The following is a 25,658-nucleotide window of genomic DNA, read 5'->3' on the forward strand; positions in this document are numbered from 1 at the left end:
TGGCTCAGGCGCCTCCGACGCCGCGGTCGCGAAGGTCGCGGCGGTGCGCCTCTAGCGTCATTAGCTCACCGAAGAGTTTGTTGTACAGCTGGACCTCGCTGGAGGGGTCAGTGCGTTGGAGACGTGCTTTGAGACTGACCAGCCGGCGCGAGACCCAGATCTCGGTGAGGCGCAGCACCACTGACTCCACGTACCGCGGAACGCCGGCTTCGTCGGTCGGAATCGCCTCGACCGCGAGTTCGGAAAGGACATGCCGGGTGACATCGTCGGGAGCATTGCTGAGCAGTGCTTCCATCCAGGCTGCCCCACCGCCCTGGGTGGCGCACCCGCCGGCGGCCGCCAGCGTCTGCCGTATAGAACGGAACACCGGTGACAGGAAAGCCTCCGGCTCGATCGCGTCGAACGCGGGCCCGGCCAGGGCGGGCCGCTGCACCGCCACCCGTAGGACTTCGCGTTCCAGCGCGATGCTCTGCGGATCGGCGCTGCCGTGATCCGGCACACCGATCATCTGCTGGGCTTGCCGGGGTTCTTGAGCCACAGAAGGCCGCCGAGCCGGTTTGTCGGGTGCTCCGGCCGCGGCTCGGACGCGGCGCACAACCGATAGTTCGTCCGGTGCCCCGACCCATCCGGCGAGGCGCCGGGCGTACTCGTCACGCAACGCACGGTCGCGGATCCTGGCCACCTGGGGCACGGCTTTCTCGAGTGCCTGGGTGCGGCCCTCGGCGTGGTCGAGGTCGAACTCGTCCACCATGGTGCGGATAGCGAACTCGAACAGCGGGCGGTGCCGTGCGATGAGCTCGCGCACAGACGCATCACCCGACTGTTGCCGGAGATCACACGGGTCGAGGCCGTTGGGTTCGATCGCGACATAGGTCTGGCCGACGAAGCGCTGGTCACCCTCGAACGCCCGGATGGCGGCCTTCTTGCCGGCCTCGTCGCCGTCGAAGGTGAAGATGACCCGGCCGCGATACTCGTCCTGGTCGCGCAGGAGACGGCGCAGGATGCGCACGTGGTCTTCACCGAATGCCGTGCCGCAGGTGGCGACGGCGGTCGGCACCCCGGCCAGGTGACAGGCCATGACATCGGTGTAGCCCTCGACGACGACGGCCTGTGAGCTGCGGGCGATGTCGCGCTTGGCGAAGTGGACACCGTAAAGCAGGTGGCTCTTCTTGTAGATGGTGGTCTCAGGCGTGTTCAAATACTTGGCTTCGATGCGGTCGTCGTCGAACAGCCTGCGTGCTCCGAACCCGACGACATCGCCCAGGAGATCGTGGATGGGCCACAGGAGACGGCCGCGAAACCGGTCGTAGGGCGTGCTGCGCCCTTGCGCGACCAACCCCGCGGTGACGAGCTCATGGTCGGTGAACCCCTTCTGCAGCAGGTGTTTGCGCAGCACCTCGCCGCCTTTCGGGGCATAGCCGACACCGAACTTCTCGGCCGCCTCGCGGTCGAAGCCGCGCTCGTCGAGAAACTGGCGCCCGGTGGCTGCTTCCGGTGAGGTGGTGAGTTGCTCGGCGTAGAACTCCGTGGCCAGGCGATGCGCCTCGATCAGCCGGGTGCGTTCCTCGCGGTTCTGCCGCGGGCCGGCCCGGCCGCTACCGGTTTCTTCGTACCGGAGCTGGACGCCGACCTTGTCGGCCAGGCGTTCGACGGCTTCGGTGAACGAGAGGTGCTCGTGTTTCTGCAAGAACGAGATGACGTCGCCGCCCTCACCGCAACCGAAGCAGTGGAAGAGGTTGACCTGGGGGCGCACGTTGAACGACGGTGTCTTCTCGTCGTGGAACGGGCACAGGCCCTTGAGCGAGCCGCCTCCTGACGGACGGAGGGTGACGTACTGCGAGACGATCTCGTCGATACGCGCTCGTTCGCGTACCGCGGCGATGTCTTCGTCACGGATCCGGCCAGCCACGCGGCGAGTCTATTAGACGGCTCCGGTGCTCCGCCGTCGTCGCCCCTTCCCAATTCCCTGACGGACTCAACTGAACAGGAGACCGGCGGCCAGGGCGAACATGACCGCGGCGATCAAGGCGTCGAGGACCCGCCACGATGCGGGTCTGGCGAAGAAGGTGCTGAGCCTTCCGGCGCCGTAGCCCAAGGCGAAGAACCACGCGAAGCTGCCGAGCACCGCGCCGATGCCGAACATCCACCGGCCGTCGCCGTGCTGGTTGCCGATCGATCCGAGTAGGACCACGGTGTCCAGATAGACATGCGGGTTGAGAAACGTGAACGCCAGGCAGGTCAGGAGCACTGCCTTGAGTGTGGCCGGTGCGTGGTCGCTCGGGGTCATGGCCTGCGGGCGCGCGGCCCGTCGCGCTGCCAGCACGCCGTATCCGGCGACGAAAGCGGCACCGGCGTACCGGGTGATGTCCACGGCAGCCGGGTATGCGCTGATGACGGCACCGAGCCCGGCGATGCCCGCACTGATCAGCGCGGCGTCGGCCGCCGCGCACACCAGGACGATGGGCAGAACATGTTCCCGGCGAAGTCCCTGCCGCAGGACGAACGCGTTCTGGGCACCGATGGCGATGATCAATGACACGCCGGTGACGAATCCGATAGCGATGCTCGACGCGGCCGTGGAGAGTCCAGTGGTTTCCAGCACAACAGCCGACGCTAGGTCGGACTGTTTCCTGAGTCCAGCTAAACTTTCTTCATGAGGATTAGCGATACTTCATCGTCAGGCTCGATGCGGATCAGACCATGAGGCTCGACGCCGATCAGCTGGCGGCCTTTGCGGCGGTGGTCGACGAAGGCAGTTTCGAAGCGGCGGCGCGCCGCCTGCACGTCACGCCGTCGGCGGTGAGTCAGCGCATCAAAGCACTCGAGGCCAGTGTTGGTCAGGTCCTCGTGCAGCGCAGCCGGCCGAGCAGGCCGACCGAGGCGGGGCAGATTCTCGTCCGGCTGGCCGGTCAGGTCTCCGTGCTCGAGAGCGAGGCACTGAGTGAGCTCATGGGTGAGTTACCAGGCGCCCGGGCGCCCTTGCGGATGCCGGTGGCGGTTAATGCGGATTCGCTCGCCACCTGGTTCTTGCCGGCGTTGGCCGATCTCCCTGCCGAACAGGCGATGACGTTCGACATCCGGCAGGAGGACCAGGACCATTCGATCGCCCTGCTGCGGGACGGGACGGTGATGGCGGCAGTGACGGCCGAAGCGAAGGTGGTGCAAGGCTGCCGGGCCGAGGCACTGGGCGCGATGCGGTACCTGGCGGTGGCCTCACCGGAGTTCAGGCGTCGTCATCTGGAAAGCGAGAAGATGCCGGGGGCTTTGGCTTCGGCGCCGATGCTGGTGTTCAACCGCAAGGACGGTCTCCAGCACCGGTTTCTGCGCGGGCTGCTTCAGCGGAACGCCGACCCTCCGGTGACGTATCTGCCGTCCTCATGGGGCTTCGTGGAGGCCGCGCGGCTCGGCCTGGGGTGGGGCATGGTTCCGGAACAGATGGCCCGGCCCGCGATCGACGCGGGCGAGTTGATCGAGATCCGGCCGGGTCACCCGCTGGACGTGCCGCTCTATTGGCAGCGCTGGCGCCTCGAATCGGCCGCGTTGGCTGCCTTGACGGACGTGGTCAAAGCGCGCGGCTTGGGGCTCTTGAATCAGGACGCAAACAAAGAGCACGCGGGTCAAGGCCGTTGACTGGATTGTTTTGCTGCGCTGGCGCGGCTTGTTCGAGGCGAGTGCCATGGCGGTCAGAATTATAGGCGCAAACGCCAATTCACCAACACGAGCTCTTAGGTTATGTTGATCGTGTTCTTGAGTTGTTGGTATGGCTGCAGCGGAGGGATTGTCATGCGGATAGGATTCGTCGCTAGATTCGTTGGCCGGGCTAGCGTGGCTGTAACGTGCGCTTCGTTGTTGCTGACAGGCAGTGCGCTTACTTCGAGTGCCGCGCAAGCAGACATCTCACCCGATCGAGTGCTCAATTCAGGGCAGTCCAGAACTATTTCGGCCTCATGGGGAAATGTCGGTCCATACGCAGTGGCTTTCCGGTGCAACGTTCCTGGGTGTGTTGACTTTTCGTCACGTTCAACAACGATCTCGAGTCTAAGCCGCTCAGTACAGCTGCATACATGCAGCGACTCCACTCGTACGCACACGATTTCTATCACCGAGAGCCCTGTTTCGGGCGGTAGTGCTTCGGCGAGGTCTAGGACCACCTGGCGAGGGGGAGCGGCGTGCATGTGAGTCAACGTAAAGGCCCGCAAGCGTCGATCGAGTTAACGGCGCTGAGGAACATGCTGTGCCACATCGCCATTCGAAGGACAATCGATGCAGGTCAGAAGTGGAATAGCTGAGTGGGGGCGTATGCTGAGCGAACTGCGGCTGGCAGGTGGTGACAATGGTGACGGCCCCTTGTGAAGCGTTGACTGGTTTGTTAGTCTCCGCGGAAGTGAGGGGACGAGGGGCTGGTGGGTATCTGTTGACACGATGTTTCGTATGCGCCAATACGGTGAGGGCCGCAGTAGGTGAGGGTGGAGACGTTCCTCCGATCGCGGAGCTGATCGACGCCCTCACTGCGCGTCAACGTGAAGTGGCGCTTTAGCTCGCACTCGGTATGAGAAACAATGAGATTGCGAACATGTGGGTGATACGGGAGGGGACAGGTAGGGCTCACGTGGCTCAGGTTGTATCTATTTTTCGTGTGAAAGATCGTTGTCAGGCAGGGATAGTAGTCTCTTCTTGGCATGAGCGCTTCAGTCCAGAGATGGTCAAGTTTTGATTACTGACCCACGGGCGTGAGTGCCGGACTGCAAGCAGGAATTCCGGCTTGCGACTTTCTAGATTCCCGGCCGGCGTGAAGGGAGTGTGATGAGAAGACCTATCGTGCCTAGGTTTCTTGGTCGGATTGAGGCCATGTCGATATGCGCTTCGATATTCTTGATGGGTGGAGCTGTCAGTGTCGGCGCGGCGGCGTGACTATTTCTCCAGATGCCACTCTCAACTCAGGTCAGATGCGCGGAATCGGCGCAGCGTGGGGTGAACAGGGTCCATACCGTGTGGAGTTCCAGTGTCATGTGCCGGGTTGCGCCGACTTCGTGTCGAGTTCAACGACGGTCAAAAGTCTTGGCCGGTCTGTTTCGTCTTCATACGTGCAGGGACACGACCCGCAGGCACACGATCACCATCACCGAACGGGCTGGCTCGGGTGGGAGCGCCTCGGCGTTCTCGAGGACAACATGGCGTGGAGCTTCAGCGTGCCGCTGATCGCGCCGGGTGCGACATCGACCGCCGAGGGTGAGGCCGCGCGTGTTGGCTAGCCGTGTCCGTGGACCCTTCCGCCGGGAGCGGATATTCGCGCTCGTATCTGTTGTTCTCGTTGTTGGCTTACTGGGGGCCACGCTTGCGCGCGAGCAGGTTGAAGCGCGTGTCGAGGCACTGCTGGACGAGAACTGGCGCGGTGCATACGACATCCTGGTGACGTCGGCGGAGAACGATTTCGGTGGAGACACGGACGGTTTCGTCGAGGCGAATTTTGTGTCCATGGCGGGCGAAAGTGCGATCGCGGCAGACGACCTCGAGTCAATCCGCGCGATCGATGGAGTCGAGGTGGCGGCTCCAATCGGATTCGTCGGTTTACTGCGCGGCGTCTCAACGACGCCGACCCTCGAGGTCGCCGATGACCCCGCGGCTGGAGTGAGCGACATCGAGGACGGGGCGTTGCTTGCGCGCATCACCTCAACCCTCGTGCGTGATGAGCCGGGCGGGACAGTGGAGGTCTCGCGCTCGCGGGGTCATGTTTACTTGAGTGCTCGGGAGGATGTCGGTGAACCGGGCCAGGCTGATTACCTCGAATCGGCAGCAGGCGAGCCGCACGGCTTCAGCCCGATGATCACTGACAAAGGCTATCTTGTGCCGCTGGGGATGCTGCCAGAGTTCGGCTCGGGTGTGATTGCCGTCGATGCCGAGGCTGAGCAACAACTGCTTGGTGGCGCCGAGTTCCTCGACGCGCTGCGGAGCGTGCCGGAGAATCGAACGGCGGGTGCGGCCGAAGAGATACTCGAAAGCATCGACGCGGATAGGTATCTCGTGCAATCGCTGGACATCCGTGTGGCAATGGACGATCCGGAGCTGAGCGGCCAGGATGTTGTTCCGCTGGTGGTCAACAGCAGTCCCCTTGGCGCCGCTTCGGCGTTGCGGATCGAAGTCGAAATCGAACTGGCGGAAGATGCGGCACTCGAGTCGCCCCCAGGCTCTGGCAGACTCAGGGAGCTGACTGAGGACTCGGCATTCAGTGCGTGGCGGGCTTGGTCAGAGGACGTCAGTGATCTCGTCGTGCCGTTCTCCACCCCGACGTTGAGCTTTACCTGGCCGGAGAGCGTGAACGCCGACCCTGAAGAGTGGGCGGCGTCAGCTCCGGCGACACAGCTCCAGCCGGCGCTGGTCGGGAGACCGGCCTATAGGGCCCATGAAGTACCGGAGCCCTTGGACCAGACGCCGGGCTTTGTGGTGGAGCCTCAGGGCGCCGTCGGCCCCGACGGCTTGATCGATCGCCAATCCGAGCACGGAATCGACTCGGATGTCGGGCTGAGCCAGGCATATCGGCTGCCCCGAGAGGTGGATGGCGACGGATTCGACGGTGCTTTTCCCGGGCCGGTCGGTACGTTCTCCGAAGACGACCTCGTAGTCGACGACACGAGCGTGTCATATGTCCCTATGGGCGCCTACGACCCAGCGCGGACGAGGCTCATCAAGGGACCGGACGGTGACGCCGCCGACCAGCAAGTCGTGGCGAATCTGTCAGGGCTTGATTTCATCACCGGCCAGCCGGGAGCTTTCACCGATCTCGAGGGTGGTGCGGCCTTGCGCGGACATACACCCATCGATGCCATCCGAGTCCGGGTAGGTAATGTCGATGGCTACACCGCTGCGGCGTACGCGGAGGTCACGGATGTCGCAGCGCAGATTACCGAGCTCGGGCTCACAGCCACGGTAGTTGCCGGCTCGTCGCCCCAGCCCGTGGCGATCTACGTGCCCGATTACCACGTCGATGGCGACGGCGCGGCTGTCAGTGATCTTGGTTGGGTGACCCAGGACTGGACCACTCTGGGCGCGACGATCTCGGTTCGCGATGCCATGACCGGAATTCAACGCTGGCTCCTGTTCGTAGGGCTTGGTGCGGCCATGGCCGCTGCGCTGATCGCCGCTCTGCTCACTGCTCATTCCCGGCGCCGCGAAGTCGGCGTCTTGCAGGCCGTCGGGTGGTCCGACGCGCAGATCAGGCGCAAGCTCCTCACCCGGCTGGGTCCGGGGGTCGCCCTTGTCCTGACGGGGAGTCTGGTCACGTTCATGTCGCGGGGAGGCGATGGCGCGGTGCGTGTCTCAGCCGTCAGCGTGGCCATCGCGGCTGTTCTGGCTCTGTTCGTCAGTGTCCGCTTCTCGTTCTCGTTGCGGCTATGGCGTCGGGGGTGGCGCAGCCGGCCGCTCATGAGCGCGGCCGATCTCGCGTTGAGACGGGTGCTTCGAGCGCCGTTCGCCACAAGCGCCCAGCTGACGGGTTTCGCCGTGCTTGGAGCAAGCGCTGCCGGTGTTGTCGGTGCCTTCGTAGCTGCTCGTCATCGTGCCGGAGCCACTCGACTCGCCGGTGCGGTGCTCGATGAAACGCTGTTGGGGTCGGTCCTCTTGGGGGCTGTCGGGTGTTTCAGCGCAGGCTGCATGGCCGTCTTGGCGCGCCGCAGCCTGGTGGACTCCCGGTCCGCTGATCAAGATGTTCTCGAACGGATCGGCATATCGCGGGCGAGCATCAGGGCCGTGGATACGTGGGAGAACGTGATCATCGGCGGTGCGGCTGTGATCGTCACAACGGCCGTGGCCATCGGCGTCTCCGCGGCCACAGCCGTCGGGTTTGGCGGGCCCCTGGCCGCGGCCGCCGTTGTAGCTGCCGTGTTGGCCTTGATGTCGTCCCCGGTAGGGCAAGCGAGAGGTGGAAGATGAACCGGAGCGCGCGGGTGTCCAGTCGGGTCGATACGGCTGAAGGCAGGCGGGTCCGAACCGTCCCAGACATAGTGGCCGAACGGCTCACCATCGATTTCCGTGGAGCTGACGGGGCGAAGGTCACCATCGCTGAGGATCTCAGCTTCTCGTTGGGCGCTGGAGACGTCTGTTGCCTGCTCGGGCGGAGCGGTTCTGGAAAGACGAGTCTGCTTCGAGTCGCGGCCGCCATGGCCGCACCAGTCAGCGGCAGGGTGACCTGGTGGGGAGCCGATATCCAGAAGATGGGCGACGACGAGCGCCGCATGATGCGCCGGACCAGAATCGGCTACATGGATCAAGCAGCGTCCATGGTGCGCGATCTGACTGTGCTCGAGAACGTGCTGATTCCTGTGATGCCGGAGGGCCGGGCGGCCGTTGCCGCCCGGCTGGGAGCGGCGCGAGACTTGTTGGAAGGGTTCGCGTTGGGCGGCCATCTCGATGCCACCACCGCGACGTTGTCAAGCGGAGAACGTCAACGCGTATGTCTGGCCCGTGCCATGATCAACGACCCTTCGGTGCTGATCTTGGATGAGCCGACCGCCAGTTTGGACCGAGGCCTCGCCGATTTGGTGATCGATATGTTGACCGAACATGCCTCGGCGGGCGGTGCGGTACTCGTCGCTAGCCACGACCCACATGTCGCGGAGTCCGCCACGTCGGTCATCAGGCTCGAAACTGACTGACGTCCGGCATCGTGGGCTGGCTGCGAGGCGCTTCAGAACCGCCCCGCGACCGCTCAGGGGCTCGTCTCCGCCTCGGCGCTCTGGTCGAAGATGTGCACGACGTTCCCGGACGGGTCGACAAACGACGTCGACTTGCCGCCGGGCATATCGAAGGCCTCGCCGAGCCAGTGAATATCTGGGTGCTCCTTCATGAACGCCTGTACGTCCTTGACCGCGAAGAACGGCCCGGATGACCACCGCTTGTCACTATCCGGCCGGACGTCCAGCATCAGCTGGACCGATGTGCCCGGTAGCTCGAATGCGACGGTGCCCTCGCCCTCGCGCCATGCTTCGTCGAGACCCAGGACGTCGCGGTAGAAGGCGAGTGCGGCTGGGAGGTCGGTCACGGACTGGTAGATGAATGTCAGCTCCATGACCTGACCATAATCAGATTACGGCATAACGTCAATGGGTTATGCTCTTGGGTATGCGTGAGTGGATTCCGGTTCCGGGCTCGGCCAAGGCGCGTTTGGTCGAGTCGGCGCTGCATCATTTCGAGCGGTTCGGCTTCGAGACGGCCAGCGTCGGGGAGCTGGCGGCCAAGGCAGGTGTCACCACCGGATCGCTGTATCACCATTTCGGTTCGAAACTCGGCCTGTACCTGACTGTCCGAGACGACGTCGAGCGTCGCATCGGCGATCGGATGGAGGGTGCTGCCGAAAGCGCCGGAGGCACCGGCCGCCCGGCTGTGCGGGCTGCGTTGACCGTCGCGTTCGACGCCGCCGTCCGGTTCGACGTGTGCCGCCTGGTGGGCGAGCCGCCGGTGGCGGAGCGCCCGGACCGTGTCGAGCTGACGGTGCGTGGGTTGCTTCCGGACCGAGCTGGACCCACCGCGCTGGTGCTGGCGGCTGCTTGGCGGACAGCGTTGCTGAGTGTCGCCGACGGCGCCACGTCTACCTCGGCACGTGAGGCACTCGAGTTTGTGCTGGCCGACTAGGGGCCTTCGGTGCGAGGGCACATCCTAAGTCTTGACGAACCAATATTCTACCGGTCAAGGGGTAGAAAGGTTGGGCGAATCACGGCAGACTAGGACACGGCCTGGTGAGGCACGATCCCCCGGAGGTGGTGCCGGTGGCGTTCACGACCACGGTGCGTACAGCCTTTCCACACCAGAGAAAGCCCCTGGACGAGCAACACCAAGCGGCGCATCGACGAGCCTCGGCCGACGTTGACGGTGTCGTGATCAAAACAGTCGCCGAGGATGCTGGGGTTACAGCGGGCGGCCCTGATCTGGTGCGACGGTATCTCGACGAAATCGGCCGGGTGCCACTTCTGTCAGCAGTTGAAGAGGTTTCGCTGGCGCGTGCTATTGAGGCAGGTGTGCTAGCCGAGGAACGTATAGCGCGTTCCGGGCCAGCGGATCCCGACTACGACGATCTCGTCGAACTCGTGTACATCGGCCGAGCCGCGAAGCGGCGGCTGATCGAGTCGAACCTGCGGCTGGTGGTGTCGGTGGCGCGGCGGTATGCCCGACGCGGACTGTCGCTGCTGGATCTCGTGCAGGAGGGCAATGTCGGCCTCATGCGGGCGGTCGAACGGTTCGACTTCACCCGCGGCTTCAAATTCTCCACCTATGCCACGTGGTGGATCCGGCAAGCGATCGGGCGAGCCCTGGCGGAGCAGAGCCGGACCATCCGGTTGCCCATCCACGTCGTCGACGAGCTGAACCGCATCCTTCGTGCGCGCCGGTCGATCGCCCAGTCTCAGGCTCGCGAGCCCACGTGTGACGAGGTTGCGCAGCTGGCAGGTGTGAGTGCTGAACGCGTCGCCGAACTGCTGGCCTTTGTCGACGAGCCGCTTAGTTTGCAGACGCCGGTGGGTGAGCGTTCCGAGCAGTCCTTCGGTGAACTGGTCGAGGACACCGACGAGCTCGCTCCCAGCGAGATCGTGGCGCAAGCCATGCTTCGAGACCAGGTCAGCTCAGTGCTCAGTTGCCTGACCGAACGCGAACGCTGGGTGGTGCGGTTGCGTTTCGGGCTTGACGACGGCCGTACTCGCACCCTCGAGGAGGTCGGCCGGGTGCTGGGTGTCACCCGGGAACGTATCCGGCAGATCGAACGACGCACACTGAGCAAACTGCGCCGCGACGAAAGCACCGTCGAGCTCCGGGAGTATTTGCGTTAGTGCCGCGCTGAGGCAGGGGCTGGCGCCGGTAACGGCGACCGGAGCCTCTGTCTCCGGACGTTACTGGTCCGCGACGCTAGACACCCGCGGCCGTGGCTGAACGCTGGAGGGCACACTGCCCTGAGTATTCGCGTACTCATAGGGTGGTGATGTGCTGTTCAAAAGGACGTCAGGCGCCGATGTGCAAGGTCTCGAACAAGGTGAGCGGGTACTGGCTACCGCGGAGGGCCCGGACGGGCGGCTCGCGGCTACCGACCGGCGCCTGCTGTGGCCCGGCGGGTCGATCTACTGGCACGAGGTAGACCGGGCGACGTGGAAAAGCGACGAGAACGAGTTCGACGTGACCCCCGTGGCGACCTCTGACCACGCCAAGCGGTACCGGATCCCGCTGTCGGAGCCCGGCCGGTTGGTGGATGTGGTCCGGGAACAGGTGATCGCCAGTGTGGTGATCACCCGGCATGTCCCTCTGGACGGCCGGCGAGGCGTCCGGGTTACCGGCCGCCGCAAGGCCGATCGCAGTCTGGTGTGGCATGCCGTGCTCGACGCAGGTGTCGACGTCGAAGCGCCACAGATTCGCGAACGACTCGATGCCGCGGTCGCGCAGGTGCGCAGCGAGATCGAGTAACCGGGCCGAGCCCGGCGAGGCGTCAATCGTTCACGGTGTCGGCGATCAGTTCCAGCCACCGGCGGATCTGGGTGAAGATCAGGAAGTCGTTGTGGACCCGCTGCTGAGCGCTGTGCCCGAGCGCTTCGCGCCGTTTCTGGTCGCCCAGCAGCATGCGGAGCACGTCGGCCACGTCGCCCGGCGCCTCCGGATCCCGGATCAGGTAGCCGTTGAGCCCGTCGCGAATCTGCTGGCGCAGCCCGGCGGCACGAGTTCCGACCGTGGCGAGCCGTTTCCACATCGCTTCGGTGGCGGTCAGCCCGAAACCTTCGCGCAGCGAGTTCTGAACGACGATGTCGGAACACCGGTGCAACGCGTTCACGATCAGTGCGTTCTCCTTGGGTGAAGCCATCGGAATCGAGATGATCGCGATGTCGTCCTGCAACTCGGCGGGCAGCTTCAGGTAGGCGTCACAGATTTCCCCCAAGACTTCCTGGGCTTCCGGATCGTCCTGAATGGAATCTGGATCAGGTCCGGCCAGTACGAGGCGGGTCAGGTCCAGGATGCGTTGCGGCAGATCGTCGTCGTCGAGGTCACCGGGCAAGCCGGCCTTGAGTTCGGCGAAGCCGTTGAGCAGCGGCACGTAACCCTTGAGCCGGTCCCACCGCGAGATCTGGGTCACTATTGGCCGGAACAGCAGACCGAAGTCCTCCGGTTGAGTGGCCGGCTCCCACGTTCCGTCGCGCTGGAACCGGCGGGCGGGGGCTGAGAACTCGGCGCCGGGCGTTGGGTGGGTGGGCTCCACCAGTTCCGCGGCCGAGAGGATTCCGACCAGCTTGTGCACGTCGAGTTCACGATTCTTGTGACTCAGCGGATCGATGGCCGGATGGATGATCGTCGACTTCCTGGACAGGCAATCCGGGATGTACTCCGGCGCGGAGAAGACGGCGTGGTCGTACGGCTCCGCGTAGGTGCACAGGAACTGCCAGGCGGCCTCGGTCTCGGGTGTCTGTTCGTCGAGCCCGATGTGACAGCGCCAGATCGCGACGACGTCATGCGTCTGGCGGAGGAACGCGCCCGCCGCCATGGGCTGCGGATCGTGAATGACGAGCACGTCGCCGGGGGAAAGGTACTCGGCGATTTCGTCGGCGGTTTGCCGGTTCACCTTCTCGTACAGTTCACGCTCCGCGTCGCCGAGTGTGGGGTCGCCTTGCCCTTGGACCAGGTTGTGCAGCCGTTTGGTGAGGCGGAAAAACTCGTCGTCGTCGGTGTCGAGCACCAGCCACCGGGTGTCGAGGCCGAGTTCGGACATGAGAGTCACCATGGGCGGCAGTAGTTCGGCGACGCCGCCGCCATGGGCGGTGCTGTTGACCATCCAGACCCGGCGTCCTTCAAACAGTGGACCAAGTGTGCGCGCCTCTCGCTGGAGGTCGCGGACGGCCGTGCTGAGGTGCGTGAAAACCTCGTAGTCGTCGAGCCCGAGGTGGTGCTGTGGTTCGATCAACCGGACCATGTCCCACCTCTACCCAAGAACTCACGAAGCATCCACCGGCTTGGGGTGCCGTGCCGGATAGTCGTCGAGGGTGATGCCATCGGTCCTCGAGGCACTGGCCTTGAGCAGCATGTTCTTGACGAAGCCGGTGCGCATCAGCCGGTTGCGCATCCTGAGCCGGAATGGCGACGACGGCGCCAGAAACTGCCCGGCCCGGCGCCCGCCATCCTGGCAGCGGGTCGCGTAGCGGCGGAACTTCTCCTCGTACTGGACGAAGGCGCGGTGATGGTCGCCGCCGGCGTCGGCAAGCTCGCCCGCCAGGATGTAGGCGCCGACGATCGCTGAACCGGTGCCCATTCCGCCCAGGGTGGCGCCATGGGCGGCGTCGCCCAGCAGGGCGACGCGGCCGCGCGACCACGTCTCGATGTCCACCCGGCTGATGGAGTCGAAATACAGCTCAGGTGTGGTGTCCAGGCCGTCGAGGAGGGCGGGAACGTGCCAGCCCATGTCGGCGAACGTGGTGCGTAGGACCTGTTTCTGCGCTTCAGTGCCGAGGCGGTGGTCTTCGAGCTGCTGTGCGGCGAAGGCGAACAGGGTGCTGGCTCGAGAGGGGGTGCGGTGGTCGGCGGCTACGCTGGCGAGTTTCCCGGGAACGTTGCACATCAACGCCGTCGTCCCCACACCGATGTCGTTGGGAACGTCCCAGCCGGCCACGTAGTAGCCGAGAAAGCTGACGACATCCGGACGGCTGCCGAAGGTCAGCCGCCGGACGTTGGAACGCAGCCCGTCGGCGCCGATGACGAGGTCGAAGGTGCGAGGAGCGCCGTTCTCGAAGGTCACGCGGACGTCGTCGCCGGAGTCCTCCAGGGATGCGATGGAGTCACCGAATATGTACTCGGTCCGATGTTTGGTGTGTTCGTGGAGCACTGCCGACAGGTCGGCGCGGAGCACTTCCAGATCGCCGCCGGCGAACTCCGCGGGGAGATTGAAGCTCTCCCGGCCTGATTCGTCGATGAAGCTCATCGGGCTACCGCCGGTGTCCAGTCCGTTGAGTTCGTCCAGGATCCCCATGCGCTCCAGCACCGTGAGGTGGGTCGGGCCGCGGAAGTCCACGGCATATCCGCCGCCGCGCAGCGTGCTTGCTCGCTCGACGACGGTGGTCGCGAAGCCGTAGCGGTTGAGCCAGTAGGCCGCTGCCGGCCCGGCAACGCTCGCGCCGGAGATCAAGATCCTTGTTGTCATGGGTCCACTTTCGTCGTCGGCACTAACTGTGTCTCAGGGACACAATTATTATTTGTGTATCTTAGACGCAGTTCTGTTGGACTGCCAATGCCGGAGGTAGATGGGGATGCCTGAACCGGAACACGCGGCAACCGGGGACGGCACTGTTGCTGGCCGTGGAACTCAGTCCGTTGATCCGGCGGGCGTTCTCGAGTTGCTATGGGGGCAATCGCGGTCGCCGAAGCGGGGCCCCAAACCGGCGCTGACTCTGGAGCGCATCACCCGGGAAGCCATCGGCATCGCCGACGCCGAGGGCCTGCCGGCGGTCTCGATGCAGCGGGTGGCCGAAGAACTCGGCTTCACCAAGATGTCGCTCTATCGCTATGTGCCAGGCAAGGCCGAACTCATCGCATTGATGATCGACGCGGCGCTGCCGCCGCCTGAGATCGACGAAGCCGACGGGTGGTGCGCGCGGTTCCGGGCCTGGGGTTTGCAACTCTGGAACGGCCTGGAGCGGCATCCCTGGGTGTTGGAGGTGACCACCGGACGGCGCCCGATCGGGCCGAACGAACTGGCCTGGCTGGAAACCGGCGTAGCGGCGTTGTCGGGAGTGGGGCTGCGGGGCGGCGAGATGCTCGACGCGGTCGTCCTCATGAACGGCCACATCCGCAGCCTGGCCCAGCAGACAATCGCCGCACCGGTCAGCCGGCGGATCCATAGTGAGCGGGACGCCACCGACATGATGGCGATGGCGTTGCGCGAACACGGCGAGCGTTACCCGGCCATCCTCGCGGCGATGGAACCGTCAGCGGAAGCTACGCCGGACAACGCGCTGGAGTTCGGTATCGAACGCATCCTGGACGGCCTCGAAACCTTCGTCGAGCGGCGTCGCCACGAGCGTGCCGAACGCTAAGACCAGCGCGATCCACGAGCGAGGGTCGTGGAAAGCGTTGTGGAAGTTGCGCCGCCCCTCACTCGAGGTGCCCGGCAGCGACTTCGTCGCACTTCTACACGTCCTGACCGTCGACGACGGGCGACGAGAGCAGGATGGCCCTGGCCGTGAGCGCGACCCGCTGCTGCGCGTCCTGGGCGAGCTCGGTCAGGGCATGGTTGGCGGCCGGCCCGGGAAGCTCGGCGAGTGTATGCACCAGCCGCACCCGTGCCGGCTCATCGACACCGGCGTGCTCGAGCTGTCCGGTGACCGCCTGGGTGATCCGATCCGTGAGCCCATGGCGAAGGGCCAGCGTGCCCAACGTCTCCGATGCCTCGACGTCGTTGGTGCCGTCGACCACCATCGCGATGAGCGACGGAACCGACTGGGATTCGCCGCGCACACCGAGCGCCAGGGCCGCTCGAGCGCGCACTGCCCCGTCCGAATCGTCGAGAGCCTCGATGAGCAACGTGGTTGTTTCATCCGAGGTGATGTCGGCGATGGCATCAACGGCACGCCGGCGCACCTCCGGGCTCGGCGCTTCCAGCGCGGGCCGCAAGGCGTCCAGTCCGTTCTCGTCCGAGCGGGCCAACGCCCAGCGCAGGGCTCCGGCCACGTTCGGATCGGACTCTGCCAGCAGCGCCTCCACGAGCAGCCTGGCCGGAGCCGTCACGCCCAGCGACGAGGCGAGCGCCGCTCGTTGTCGCCGGGATGCGTCCTCGGAGTCCAGCCCGCGCAGGAGCGCGATGGTGGGCAATACGTCTGTCCAATCGGCTGGACTGGCCGAGCGGACCTGTTCGAGCCGGCTGAGGAGTTTCTCCTCGCGGGCGATGCGGTCTGTCGTAGCCGCGATGAGCTCATCGATGAGGGCCGACGGCGTGAAGCCGGGGTCCTCCAGGACATGCCGGATATCACCCAGCGACAATCCCAGCGACCTCAGGCTCTCGATGTAGAGCAGCCGTCGGAGGTCGTCTGCGGAGTACACCCGGTAGCCGGCAGTGGTGCGCCCGCTGGGTGCGACGAGTCCCAGCGACTCGTAGTGCCGCAGCATCCGGGCGCTGACCCCCGACAGCCGTGCGACCTCACCGATGAGCATCGCAGTCAGCTCTCGGAAGCCACGGATGCCAGGGCGTCGAGGCGTAGCGCCTCGGCGACCGCGAGATCGAACCCGGCGTCGGGATCCTCCCTGAACCGCTCGGTGGCCAGCGCGTGTGTGCGCACCCGAGGATCGGGATGCGCCGTGGCCTCGCGCAACGCCGGCGCCGCCGCATCGGCTAGCGCGACCAGTGCGCGGGTCAGGCTCAGCTGCACGTCTCGGTCGCCACGGCCGAGTTGTGCCACCAGCTCGTCCGCGAGCGCTGGCTCGTTTCCCGGCGGCACGAGGATGGCGGCTGCGCGCCAGGCGCTGCGCGCTACGTCGTCGTCACTATCTCGCAGCCGCGCGGGTGTGATCGCCGCCCACCCTCTGGGATCGCCGATCTTCGACAGGGTATGCAACGCCTGGCTCCGCGCCTGCGCCGCTGTGCTGCCAGCCTCGGTGAGAAGTCTCGGTACGGTCAGCGACGCAGGTAGCCGCGTCAACAACCAGGTGAGCATGTCGCGCACGAAAAACTCCGGCTCCACCGCGCATTGCTCCACGAGGACATCGAGATCGGCTGGGTCCGGGCGGGTGCCTGCGGCCATAGCAGCTTGCAAACGTACGGACGGCCGGGTGTCGTTCAGGGCTTCTCGCAGGCGCGCAGCGTACATCGGCTGCTGTGACGAGTTCATGGGAACCACCTCCGCGCTCCACTCAAGACCTTCTCATCGTGTCAAGGTCAAGTGGAATCGCAGCGTACTCATCCCGCGATCATGCGGCGCGTCTCATCGCGCAGCTGGGAGACGCGCCCTAGGCGCTGGCGAACTCATGCGCGGCCGGCGAGGCCGTCTTGTACCACTGGATCTTGTTGCGGATATACCGCTGTTGCGTGCGCAGATGGGCGATCTCTTCCTCGACCGCCTGATCATGCTGTTCGAGCAACTCGACGCGGGAAGTGATGGTCTCGTCGCCCTGGCGGCAGAGTTCGGCGAACTGGAGCATCTGGGCGATCGGCATCCCGGTGTCACGCAGGCACTTGAGGATGCCGAGCCAGCCGAGGTCGTCCTCGGTGAAGATGCGTTGCCCGCCAGACGTGCGGGCGATCCCGTGTAGTAGCCCGATCCGCTCGTAGTAGCGCAGCGTGTCATGGCTGAATCCGCTGTGTTCGACGACTTGCGCCGGGGTGTAGGTCTGCACGCAGCTGAGCATGCCACCTGGAGTGCGCTCCAGGTCAAGGTTGCGGCCGCCACAATTTCTGCGGGCCCGGGCTTCAACCGGCCGGTAGAAAAATGACCCACGCTCGGATCCGGGCTGATGACCTGGTGCTGGCGTCGGTGCGTCGTGGGGGATGCGGCCCCACCGATGGCTGACTGGTCAGGTATCCGGTGGCGGCGGCCGCGTTCTGTGTCGCCGAGTGCGTTGCCCGTCGCTTTCGCGTTGGTGTTCACCGGATGGCGGAGGCTGGTGGTCATGGCGGGGCCGGGTGTTCCGCCTGGCGGTCCGATCGGGATCTACCCATGGTGGTGGGACGAACACGGGGTGTCCGTCCGGTCCGATGTGTACCTCCCAGCCGCCGTGGTGGATCACCCGGTGGTGATGTGCGCACAACAGCACCATGTTTTCCAGATCGGTACCGCCGCCATCAGCCCAGTGCCGGATGTGGTGGGCGTGACACCAGGCGGGCGGCCGGGTGCAGGTGGGGAACGCGCAGCCGCGGTCGCGGGCTACGAGCGCGGTCCAGATCCCCGGCGTGACAATGCGCTCGGCGCGCCCGACCCGCAACGGGACACCGTGCGGATCCACCAGCACCGGGGTGACGCTGGCGTCGCAGCTGATGCGCCGCAGCGTCTCGGTGGAGATCGGGCCACCCCAGCCGAGCTCCGCCGGCGCGACACCGAAGCGGTGGGCCCATGTGTCCCGCAACCACTGCCGCGCCGGTCTGGGCGAACGGGTGTGACCGGCGTGGGCAAAGGCTGGGTCGCGCCCGTATTGTCCGTCACGGAGGCCGGTGTCGATGCCGTCGCCGTTGGGACAGTCGCCCTTGTTGCCGCTGCGCAGCTTTCCGGCGCCGCGTGCGTTCCCGCCGCTGTGGGAGCTGTCGCCGTTGTGGGAGTTGTCGGCGCAACCGGGTTCCGTGGTGCGCGGGTCGCTGCGGTCCTTGTCGGCGCTGTGGGGCTGGTCGGCGCAGCTGGCTCTGGTGGTGCAGCTGGGTTCGGTGGTGCACGGCTCGCAGCGGTCCTTGCTATCGCAGTTGCCTTCCGTGGTCCGGCCGGCTTTGGGGCCGCGGCTGTTGTTGTGGCCGGTGGTATCACATGCGCGGGAGCTGGCGCCGGTGGTGCCGAGCAGGGTGGACAGCTCGGCGAGTAGGAGGAGTTGGGGTGCGTGTCCGTGGTTGGTGGGCAGGGTACCTGCTTGGAGGTGGCGTTGGCAGAGCTCGATGAGTGCGTCGGCGAGGCGTTGGTCGGGCGCACGGGAATCATGCTCGCCGTTCTCGCCCGGCTGGGGTGCTGCGAGCGGGTCGAGTGCGGTCCGGACGGTGGCGGCGCCCTCAGTGGAAAGCAGGCCGGTGATGCGGACCGTGCCATCGCCATTGTCGATCAGACGCAGGCGACGCTTGCGCTGGGCGCGTTCTTCACGGCCTTCGAGGCTTTCGGTCGACAACACATGCAGCAGGTGAGCGGCCAGGCGCTGCAGTGTGGCTGGGTCGTGCTCCTTGGCGAACGCGGCCAGATCGGCCTCGGCGCGGGCGGCGTCCTCGGTGCTGATATCCGCGGGAAGCTGGGCCATGGTCTTGGCGATGACGGTGGCGTGGTCCAGCGACACCTCACCGGCGGTGAGTCCCGCCCGGGTGGCCGGCATGGCCCCAGCCCACGCGCCGGCGTCAGGGGTAGCGGCGTAGTCTCCTGGCTCGGCTGGGGGCGTGAGCCGATGGGCCAGATCCACCAACGATTTCGCGACGCCGGGGCGGATGTTGAGGGCATCGCGCATCCAGGCAGTGGTAGAGGACGCGCCTAGGCGGCGACCGAGATCCCGAGTGTCGGCATCGGCGAGGACCCGGAGGAACAGCTCGGCCTGGCGGGCAGCCAGGGCGTGGCATCGAGCGAGAACCTCCGGAAGGTCGTCGTCGCCCACGAGTGCGGCGTCTACGTCGAGGGCTTGGTCGAAGGCAGCCTCAGCTGCGTCCAGCACCCGGGCCAAGGCGTGGGCTGGGCGAGCTGCGGATTCATCACCTTCGATCATGTGTTCGATTCTATTGGCTACCACCGACAGGGTCGCGAGGCAAAAGGAAGCTGTCATCCGCAAATCGGGTACTAACCAGCTCGAACAGGGATGTCAGATCGTCGTCATGGTTGAACAGGCAAATCGCGAGGCAGGAAAGGGAAATTCGCGGCATCGTCATCGGGTAAGCGGTTGCTGTGCCGGTGGCGACGTGCCGGGCGGCAGGCGTGATGTGTGCCGGCTTCTCAACTGCCTGGGCGGGCGAGGCTGGCGACTTCTATCGAAGCGGGTCTTCGGGGTCGTCCATGGCAGGCTGCCCGCGGCCGAGGGCCCGGTAGGCCGGGCGGAGAAGATCAACCAGGGAGATGTCCCGCACTGTCACGCCGATGGCGGGGAGTTGGTCGAGTACGGCGTCGCTGGGCGCCGGCACAGGCGTGCGGCGTGGGGCGGGGCGCGGGGCGGCGAAGAAGGAATCCAGGCACTCCGTGAGCGGCACGGCGCCTCCCGCCGCGGCACCTCCCGCGGCTGTACTTCCGGCGGTGGCGTCAGCGGCAGCGGTATCTCTGGCAGCGGCCGGGCCATTGCGCAGGGCGGACAACGCCTTCAGCAGGTCGTCGCGTTCGCGTCCGCGCCAGGCGAGGATGGCGAACGGATCGTCGTCGAATGCCTCGGCCAGCAGGTAGAACACAGCGGCCAGATGTTTACAGGGCACCGACCAGTCCGGGCAGCTGCAGGTCATCGAGAGATCGCCGGCGCTGGCCGGGAAGAGCGACATGCCCAGCGAGGTGAACACCTCTTCGATGTCCGCCGGCATCTCACCGGCCAGCAGCTTGGCGGTGTACCAGGCGTCGCCGGCCAGGACCTCGTCCACCCGGGCCCACGCACCGGGCTCGAACGCGGCGAGTCCGACACGGGCCCGGTACGGCTCGGCCCTGCTGCCTTGGACCGTGGCCGTGACCTCGCCGGCGTCGATGGCCAGTTCGATGACCTGCCCCTTGCGGGCGTACGTCCGCCCGCGCTGTAGCCGTCCGCCGACGACGATCGATTCCAGCACCTGAATGAACCGCTCTGACCACCAGGTTTGTGCGATGGCGCCGCGTTTGCTGCGTGCCTTGATCCCGTTCTCGACCGGCTTCGGCTTGGCCGCGGGCGGAAACCAGCTATTCACCGACGGCCTCCCCGGACAGGGCGAAGACGTCGCGCAACGCGCTGGTGGACAGTTCGGTCAGCCAGCGTTCGCCATCGCTGACCACCATTTCCGCCAGGGCCTTCTTGTCCTCGATCATGTCGTCGATCTTCTCCTCGAGAGTGCCGACGCAGACGAACTTTCGCACCTGCACGTTGCGTTTCTGGCCGATCCGGAACGCGCGGTCGGTCGCCTGGTTCTCCACGGCGGGATTCCACCACCGGTCGAGATGGAGGACGTGGTTGGCCGCGGTGAGGTTCAGCCCGGTGCCTCCGGCTTTCAGCGAGAGCAGAAAGATGGCCGGGCCGTCGCCGGATTGGAACCGCTCGACCATCTCGTCGCGGCGTTTCTTCGGTGTGCCGCCGTGTAGATAGAGCACGTCCTGCTGGAACCGGGCGGACAGGTGGGGGAGGAGGAGTTCGGCGAACTCGGTGTATTGGGTGAAGCACAGGACGCGGTCACCCTCGGCGAGGATCTCGTCGAGAACCTCTTCCAGGCGGGTGACCTTGCCGGATCGCCGCCCGACCTCGGAGTGGTCGTGCAGTAGCTGCGCCGGATGGTTGCATACCTGTTTGAGTTTGGCCATCGTGGCGAGGACGTTGCCGCGTCGTTCGATGCCGTCGGTGTTCTCGATCTTGTCCATCATCTCGTCGACGACCGCCTGGTACAGCGACGCCTGTTCGCTGGTGAGCTGGTAGTACTGCTTGATCTCCAGCTTCTCCGGCAGATCGTCGATGATCTCCGGATCGGTCTTGAGCCGGCGCAGGATGTAGGGCCGGGTGATGGCACGTAGCCGTTCGGCCTGCTCCGCCTGGCCGTAGCGTTCCACCGGCACGGCGTACCGGGAACGGAACTGCTCGGCGGAGCCGAGCACTCCGGGGTTGAGAAAGTCCATCACCGACCAGAGTTCGGAGAGCCGGTTCTCCATGGGTGTCCCGGTGAGAGCCACCCGCTGGTGGGCCTGGAACTGGCGGACGACGACGGCCGCCCGGGACCGGCTGTTCTTGATCGCCTGTGCTTCGTCGAGCACGACGCGCGCCCATCGCCGGGCATGCAGGTCCTCGGCATCGCGAACCGCCGTCTGATACGTGGTGACGACGAGATCCGCCGCCGCCAGCCGGGCGTCGAGTTCGGTGCCGCGCGGTCGTCCGGCTCCGTGGTGGGCGTAGACGGTCAGCGACGGCGCGAACCTGGCGGCCTCCCGTTGCCAGTTGCCCACCAAAGACATCGGGCAGACCAGCAACGTCGGCTCCATATCTGGATCCTCGGCCCGCTGAAGCGACTCCAGCGCCAGCAGTTGAATGGTCTTGCCGAGTCCCATGTCGTCCGCGAGGCAGGCGCCGAGCCCGAGTCCGGACAGGAAAGCCAGCCAGGACAGGCCGCGTTCCTGATACGGACGCAGCTCGGCGTGGAACGTCTCCGGCGGGGCGACCGGCGCCAGCGTCCGTTCCGCGACGCCGGAGAGCAGATCACCCACCCACCCATCGGCGTGGACCGACGTGACGGCGAGCGGAGTGTCGGCCGCAGCGGGGTCGCCGGCGGCGAGAGCGAGCACCTCAGTGACTGTTTTGTGTTGCGGCTCGGCAGGCTGGCGACCGAGAAACTCCAGCCCGCGCCTGAGCTGATCGGGATCGACGGCGACCCACTCCCCGCGCAGCTTGACCAGGGGCGCCTTGGCCGACGCCAGGGCAGCGAGCTCGTCCCCGGTGAGTGGGTCGTCGCCGACGGCCAGTTGCCACTCGAATTCCATGAGCTGGCCGCGGCCGAGCTGACCAGCGGCGACGACGCCGTCGGTCGGGGTGTGCGCGGAGGCACGCAACCCGACCCGCCGAGGTTTCGTCCACCACGACGGCAGCAGCACGCCGAACCCGGCTTGGGCCAGCACCCCGGCTTTCGTGGAGAGGAAGCTGTACGCGCCTTCGGCGTCGAGTTCGAGCGCCGACGGCCGGGCTCGGCGCAGCGCCCCGGACAGCTCCGGGTACATGGTGCTGGCCCGGCCCAGCTCACCCAGGAGCAGCTGATCGGCCCGGTCGAGCCAGCGGTGTAGTTCTTCGCCGCCGTCCCATACCTGTTCGGCGGGGACGAGCAGACTCGGGTCGTCGACCGACTGCAGGAAGAATTCCAGCCGCCAACGTTGGCCGTCCGCTCCTGCCTCGACGTTCTCTGGGTCGTGGCCGGGGGGATCTTCGTCCGCCTGGACCGTGGTGGCCTGCTCATCCGCGGCTTCGCCGTCGGCGGCTTGGTCGAACAGCGTGGGGCCGGATTGAGGTGCCTCGGTGAGCCGGAACGTCGCGCGTGCGGGGCCGCTCTGCCCGGTGCCGACGTCGGCCCAGCCGGCAAGTTCGCGCGTGAGCCAGGCGGCGTCGTCGGGATCGGCGGTGAATCTCCCGTCCGAACTGGTCAACGCGTCGAGCCAGGTCTCGACGATGGGGGTGCGCCGAGGGCGACGGCCACGCCGCGTCGCAAGCGGATCGAGTAACGACGTGCCGGTGGCGGCCAGCCGTTCGCGCACCGAAGCGTCGACCAGAGCCCTCAGCGCATCGTGGAGCAGTTCGGCCGGATCGTGCCCACCGGTCTCCGCAGGATCGTCGGTCTCGGCCCGCCACGCGGGAGGCATCGCCGCGGCTAGTGCGTGGACCGCGGCGATGTCCGGGCCCTGGATGACGGGCCGCCAGCGGGCCAGGTATCCGTCCGGGGCGTCAACGAGTTCGGGGAGAACGCGGCCGCGCTCGGTCAGTTCACCCGAAAAGGCGATGAGGTCGGCGAGATACGACACCGATGCCCCGTAGCGGACGTCGTCAGCACGCTGGTCGAGCACGGACAGTGCTTCCGGGGGAGTGAAGCAGACCACCGGCACGGTCCAGCCGAGCAGACCGGGCGGGCGGCTGGAGGCGCGGCGAGGTGTGGCGCGCACCAGTTCGGGTGAGTCCAGCGGCGCGGTGCGCGTGGAGGGCAACACCAGCGTGGTGGTGGTCGGTTTGCCAGGGTGATGCCCGGCGAGCTGATCGGCCGAAGCGGCAAACGGGTGCGGCCGGGCACGACGTGTGGCCCGGCTCGCGCTGGTGACCGGATGCTCGCTGTTCTCGGCCCACAGACACAGGCCGAGCCGCGGAGACCAGAAGCCATGCACGGCAAGCATCTCGGGTCCTTCGCTCAGCTTGGCGGGTGTTGTGCCTAGTGGGCGGCAGCGACCGCCGCCTGACGCGACCGCCGGACGGCGCTCCACCCTATCGGGAGCGACGGATGCCACCGGCCGCAGGGACTTCGCGACCTCCGTTGATCATGGGCAGATGACACCTATTCGAAGCCGAACAGGTGCCATCTGCCCATGATCAACTCGGTGAATTACGGGCGGACGCCGGACCACCGGTAATCAACGCCGGTACAAACGAGATACGCTGCGCCGGGTCGCCTTCATCAGAGTGGCTCAGCGGGTCGGTATCCCGTTGCGGATGGTGGCGGACGCGCTGGATTCCTTGCCTGAGGGTCGTACCCCGACACGTCAGGACTGGGCCGAGCGCTCGGCCTCCTGGCGGGCGGAGCTGACCGTACGGATCGATCAGATGACCCGGCTGCGCGACGATCTCTCGGACTGCATCGGCTGTGGCTGCCTGTCGCTCGACCGGTGCAAACTGCGCAATCTCGACGACAACCTGGGCGACGAGGGTGCCGGGCCGCGGCGGCTGCTCGTCGACGAACTGCGCGACGACGGCTGACGTGCCGCACCGCGAATCCGCGACCTGCCCCGGTGTCCACGTGGATGCCTCGCTCATATCGCGAGACGCAGCCCCGAGGCGCCGCTGTGATCACGGGTGGCGTTCACCTGAGAGTTATTGACACGTTACGTGAACGTGACATGATCATCATCATGCGACTGACTCAGGTTCTCAGACTGGCCGCGGTCGCGGCCCTGGCGGCCGGCACTGCTCTTGGCACGGCCGCGACAGCTGTCACAACCACTGCGGATACGTCCGATTCCTCGCCGTCGCAGGCGCCGGACCGTGCGGCGAGAGTGATGAGCTTCAACATCCAGCACGGCGTGGGCCTCGACGGCCGGCTCGACCTGCAGCGGATCGCTGATGTGATCGAGACCGAGGACGCCGACATCATCGGCCTGCAAGAGGTGGACCGGCACTGGTCGGAGCGCAGTGACTTCGTCGATCAGGCCGCCTGGCTGGCGCGCGAGCTGAACATGCACGTCGTCTATGGGGCCAACCTTGATCGTGACCCGTTCAATCCGGGTGAGCCGCGTCGTCAGTACGGCACGGCCATCCTGAGCAACGCCCCGATCCTCGAGTGGGACAACACCGATCTGCCGCGCTATGAAGGGCACGAGCAGCGAGGTTTGCTGCGCGCCCGCATCGTCGTCCGGGGTGTGCCACTACAGGTGTACAACACCCACCTGCAGCACAACGACGCCGACGAGCGCATGGAACAGGTCGAGGCGATCAAAGGGCTGATCGGCACGCCTGACGACTCCGTCATCCTGCTCGGTGACCTCAATGCCAGGCCCGATGCGCCCGAGATCGCCGCGATACTGGAGAACCTGGTGGACACCTGGGAGGACGCGGGCCTGGGCGACGGGTACACGTACCCGAGCGACGGCCCCGACCGCCGCATCGATTATGTGCTCAGGTCCGACGACGTCATCACGCGTACCGCGGCGGTGGTCGCGACCGACGCCTCGGATCACCTCCCGGTGTACGCCGACGTGCTGCTGCCCGGGTCGAAGGTCGGGGTCGGCAGGCGAGGTTAGAAGCGGGGGAGGAGATCGGCCACATGCGGCGTGAGGCGGTGTCGTCGTCGGTGATCGCGTCGATCGGCTACGACGCGGACAGCCAGGTGCTCGAGGTCGAGTTCCACTCCGGTGAGCTCTACCGCTATCTCGGTGTACCGGAGTTCGACGTCGCACGCCTCAAGCGTGCCGAGAGCATGGGCCGGTTCCTGAACGAATGGATCAAACCGCGCTACGAGTTCGTCTACGTCGCCCCGCGTTGATCATGGGCAGATGGCACCTGTTCGGCTTCGAATAGGCGGCATATGCCCATGATCAACGGGGAGTTGTGGGGGTTGATGGGCAGGCGGGCAGGTCGGGTAGGCGGGCAGATCGGGCAGA

At 66.1% G+C, this 25,658-nt stretch carries 21 protein-coding genes and 1 pseudogene; 11 read left to right on the forward strand and 11 right to left on the reverse strand.

Annotated features, from left to right (window positions below; translation table 11 throughout):
• Positions 1 to 4: 4 nt before the first annotated feature.
• Both dnaG and F7O44_RS06960 read right to left on the reverse strand, forming a co-directional pair.
• Complete coding sequence (gene dnaG / locus F7O44_RS30090; protein ID WP_162449513.1) at positions 5 to 1,909, reverse strand: DNA primase; 1,905 nt, start codon at positions 1,907 to 1,909, stop codon at positions 5 to 7.
• Between the two features lie 66 nt (positions 1,910 to 1,975).
• Positions 1,976 to 2,602: a LysE/ArgO family amino acid transporter gene (locus tag F7O44_RS06960; RefSeq protein ID WP_343073840.1), complete on the reverse strand. Its 627-nt coding sequence runs from the start codon at positions 2,600 to 2,602 to the stop codon at positions 1,976 to 1,978.
• Positions 2,603 to 2,700: 98 nt separating this feature from the next.
• Between F7O44_RS06960 and F7O44_RS06965 the strand changes: the two genes are divergently transcribed.
• The 4 genes from F7O44_RS06965 to F7O44_RS06980 all read left to right on the forward strand — a co-directional run bounded on the left by F7O44_RS06965 (position 2,701) and on the right by F7O44_RS06980 (position 8,648).
• Complete coding sequence (locus F7O44_RS06965; RefSeq protein WP_162449514.1) at positions 2,701 to 3,630, forward strand: LysR family transcriptional regulator ArgP; 930 nt, start codon at positions 2,701 to 2,703, stop codon at positions 3,628 to 3,630.
• Positions 3,631 to 5,084: 1,454 nt separating this feature from the next.
• Entirely contained in the window at positions 5,085 to 5,252 is a 168-nt protein-coding gene (locus tag F7O44_RS06970) for a hypothetical protein (RefSeq protein WP_162449515.1), read from the forward strand.
• Positions 5,242 to 7,926, forward strand: coding sequence for an ABC transporter permease (locus F7O44_RS06975; protein ID WP_162449516.1), 2,685 nt, complete (start codon positions 5,242 to 5,244; stop codon positions 7,924 to 7,926). Before F7O44_RS06970 ends, F7O44_RS06975 begins: the two co-directional genes overlap by 11 nt.
• Positions 7,923 to 8,648 carry an ABC transporter ATP-binding protein gene (locus F7O44_RS06980; protein WP_162449517.1) on the forward strand — a complete coding sequence of 242 codons (726 nt, stop codon included), beginning with the start codon at positions 7,923 to 7,925 and terminating at the stop codon, positions 8,646 to 8,648. The genes F7O44_RS06975 and F7O44_RS06980 overlap by 4 nt, the downstream gene beginning before the upstream one ends.
• Before the next feature lie 53 nt (positions 8,649 to 8,701).
• Here the strand turns inward: F7O44_RS06980 and F7O44_RS06985 are convergent, their stop codons facing one another.
• Positions 8,702 to 9,061, reverse strand: coding sequence for a VOC family protein (locus F7O44_RS06985; protein ID WP_162449518.1), 360 nt, complete (start codon positions 9,059 to 9,061; stop codon positions 8,702 to 8,704).
• Positions 9,062 to 9,114: 53 nt separating this feature from the next.
• Between F7O44_RS06985 and F7O44_RS06990 the strand changes: the two genes are divergently transcribed.
• The 3 genes from F7O44_RS06990 to F7O44_RS07000 all read left to right on the forward strand — a co-directional run bounded on the left by F7O44_RS06990 (position 9,115) and on the right by F7O44_RS07000 (position 11,436).
• Positions 9,115 to 9,624: a TetR/AcrR family transcriptional regulator gene (locus F7O44_RS06990; protein WP_162449519.1), complete on the forward strand. Its 510-nt coding sequence runs from the start codon at positions 9,115 to 9,117 to the stop codon at positions 9,622 to 9,624.
• A 134-nt stretch (positions 9,625 to 9,758) separates the two neighbouring features.
• Positions 9,759 to 10,811, forward strand: a complete 1,053-nt coding sequence (locus F7O44_RS06995; RefSeq protein WP_222851149.1) for a sigma-70 family RNA polymerase sigma factor — start codon at positions 9,759 to 9,761, stop codon at positions 10,809 to 10,811.
• Positions 10,812 to 10,962: 151 nt separating this feature from the next.
• Positions 10,963 to 11,436, forward strand: a complete 474-nt coding sequence (locus F7O44_RS07000) for a hypothetical protein (RefSeq protein WP_162449520.1) — start codon at positions 10,963 to 10,965, stop codon at positions 11,434 to 11,436.
• Between the two features lie 22 nt (positions 11,437 to 11,458).
• Here F7O44_RS07000 and F7O44_RS07005 read toward each other — a convergent pair whose 3' ends face one another.
• Both F7O44_RS07005 and F7O44_RS07010 read right to left on the reverse strand, forming a co-directional pair.
• Complete coding sequence (locus tag F7O44_RS07005) at positions 11,459 to 12,928, reverse strand: glycosyltransferase (RefSeq protein ID WP_162449521.1); 1,470 nt, start codon at positions 12,926 to 12,928, stop codon at positions 11,459 to 11,461.
• A 21-nt stretch (positions 12,929 to 12,949) separates the two neighbouring features.
• Positions 12,950 to 14,149 (reverse strand): FAD-dependent monooxygenase, encoded by a 1,200-nt coding sequence (locus F7O44_RS07010; RefSeq protein ID WP_162449522.1) that lies wholly within the window; start codon positions 14,147 to 14,149, stop codon positions 12,950 to 12,952.
• A gap of 106 nt (positions 14,150 to 14,255) precedes the next feature.
• Here F7O44_RS07010 and F7O44_RS07015 point away from each other — a divergent pair, with 106 nt between their 5' ends.
• Positions 14,256 to 15,041 carry a TetR/AcrR family transcriptional regulator gene (locus tag F7O44_RS07015; RefSeq protein ID WP_162449523.1) on the forward strand — a complete coding sequence of 262 codons (786 nt, stop codon included), beginning with the start codon at positions 14,256 to 14,258 and terminating at the stop codon, positions 15,039 to 15,041.
• 94 nt (positions 15,042 to 15,135) lie between these two features.
• Here F7O44_RS07015 and F7O44_RS07020 read toward each other — a convergent pair whose 3' ends face one another.
• The 6 genes from F7O44_RS07020 to F7O44_RS07045 all read right to left on the reverse strand — a co-directional run bounded on the left by F7O44_RS07020 (position 15,136) and on the right by F7O44_RS07045 (position 23,681).
• Entirely contained in the window at positions 15,136 to 16,155 is a 1,020-nt protein-coding gene (locus tag F7O44_RS07020; protein ID WP_162449524.1) for a MerR family transcriptional regulator, read from the reverse strand.
• A 5-nt stretch (positions 16,156 to 16,160) separates the two neighbouring features.
• A complete protein-coding gene (locus F7O44_RS07025; RefSeq protein ID WP_162449525.1) occupies positions 16,161 to 16,829 on the reverse strand; it encodes a HEAT repeat domain-containing protein in 669 nt (222 codons plus the stop codon).
• A 118-nt stretch (positions 16,830 to 16,947) separates the two neighbouring features.
• On the reverse strand, positions 16,948 to 17,334 hold the full coding sequence (locus F7O44_RS07030) for a MerR family transcriptional regulator (protein ID WP_222851150.1): 387 nt from the start codon (positions 17,332 to 17,334) through the stop codon (positions 16,948 to 16,950).
• A 177-nt stretch (positions 17,335 to 17,511) separates the two neighbouring features.
• Positions 17,512 to 19,377, reverse strand: coding sequence for an HNH endonuclease signature motif containing protein (locus F7O44_RS29570; protein WP_222851151.1), 1,866 nt, complete (start codon positions 19,375 to 19,377; stop codon positions 17,512 to 17,514).
• Between the two features lie 256 nt (positions 19,378 to 19,633).
• The gene (locus F7O44_RS31655) at positions 19,634 to 20,524 is read right to left on the reverse strand and encodes an SWIM zinc finger family protein (protein ID WP_162449527.1); all 891 of its coding nucleotides are present in this window, start codon (positions 20,522 to 20,524) and stop codon (positions 19,634 to 19,636) included.
• The gene (locus F7O44_RS07045) at positions 20,517 to 23,681 is read right to left on the reverse strand and encodes a DEAD/DEAH box helicase (RefSeq protein ID WP_162449528.1); all 3,165 of its coding nucleotides are present in this window, start codon (positions 23,679 to 23,681) and stop codon (positions 20,517 to 20,519) included. Before F7O44_RS07045 ends, F7O44_RS31655 begins: the two co-directional genes overlap by 8 nt.
• Before the next feature lie 217 nt (positions 23,682 to 23,898).
• Here F7O44_RS07045 and soxR point away from each other — a divergent pair.
• From soxR to F7O44_RS07060, 3 genes and pseudogenes are all read left to right on the forward strand, one after another.
• A pseudogene (gene soxR / locus F7O44_RS07050) lies at positions 23,899 to 24,258 on the forward strand (redox-sensitive transcriptional activator SoxR); the annotation flags it as partial.
• Positions 24,259 to 24,410: 152 nt separating this feature from the next.
• Positions 24,411 to 25,298, forward strand: coding sequence for an endonuclease/exonuclease/phosphatase family protein (locus F7O44_RS07055; RefSeq protein WP_162449529.1), 888 nt, complete (start codon positions 24,411 to 24,413; stop codon positions 25,296 to 25,298).
• Positions 25,299 to 25,321: 23 nt separating this feature from the next.
• On the forward strand, positions 25,322 to 25,540 hold the full coding sequence (locus F7O44_RS07060) for a KTSC domain-containing protein (protein WP_162449530.1): 219 nt from the start codon (positions 25,322 to 25,324) through the stop codon (positions 25,538 to 25,540).
• Positions 25,541 to 25,658: the final 118 nt, after the last annotated feature.

This window comes from Phytoactinopolyspora mesophila (assembly GCF_010122465.1).
Lineage (GTDB): Bacteria > Actinomycetota > Actinomycetes > Jiangellales > Jiangellaceae > Phytoactinopolyspora > Phytoactinopolyspora mesophila.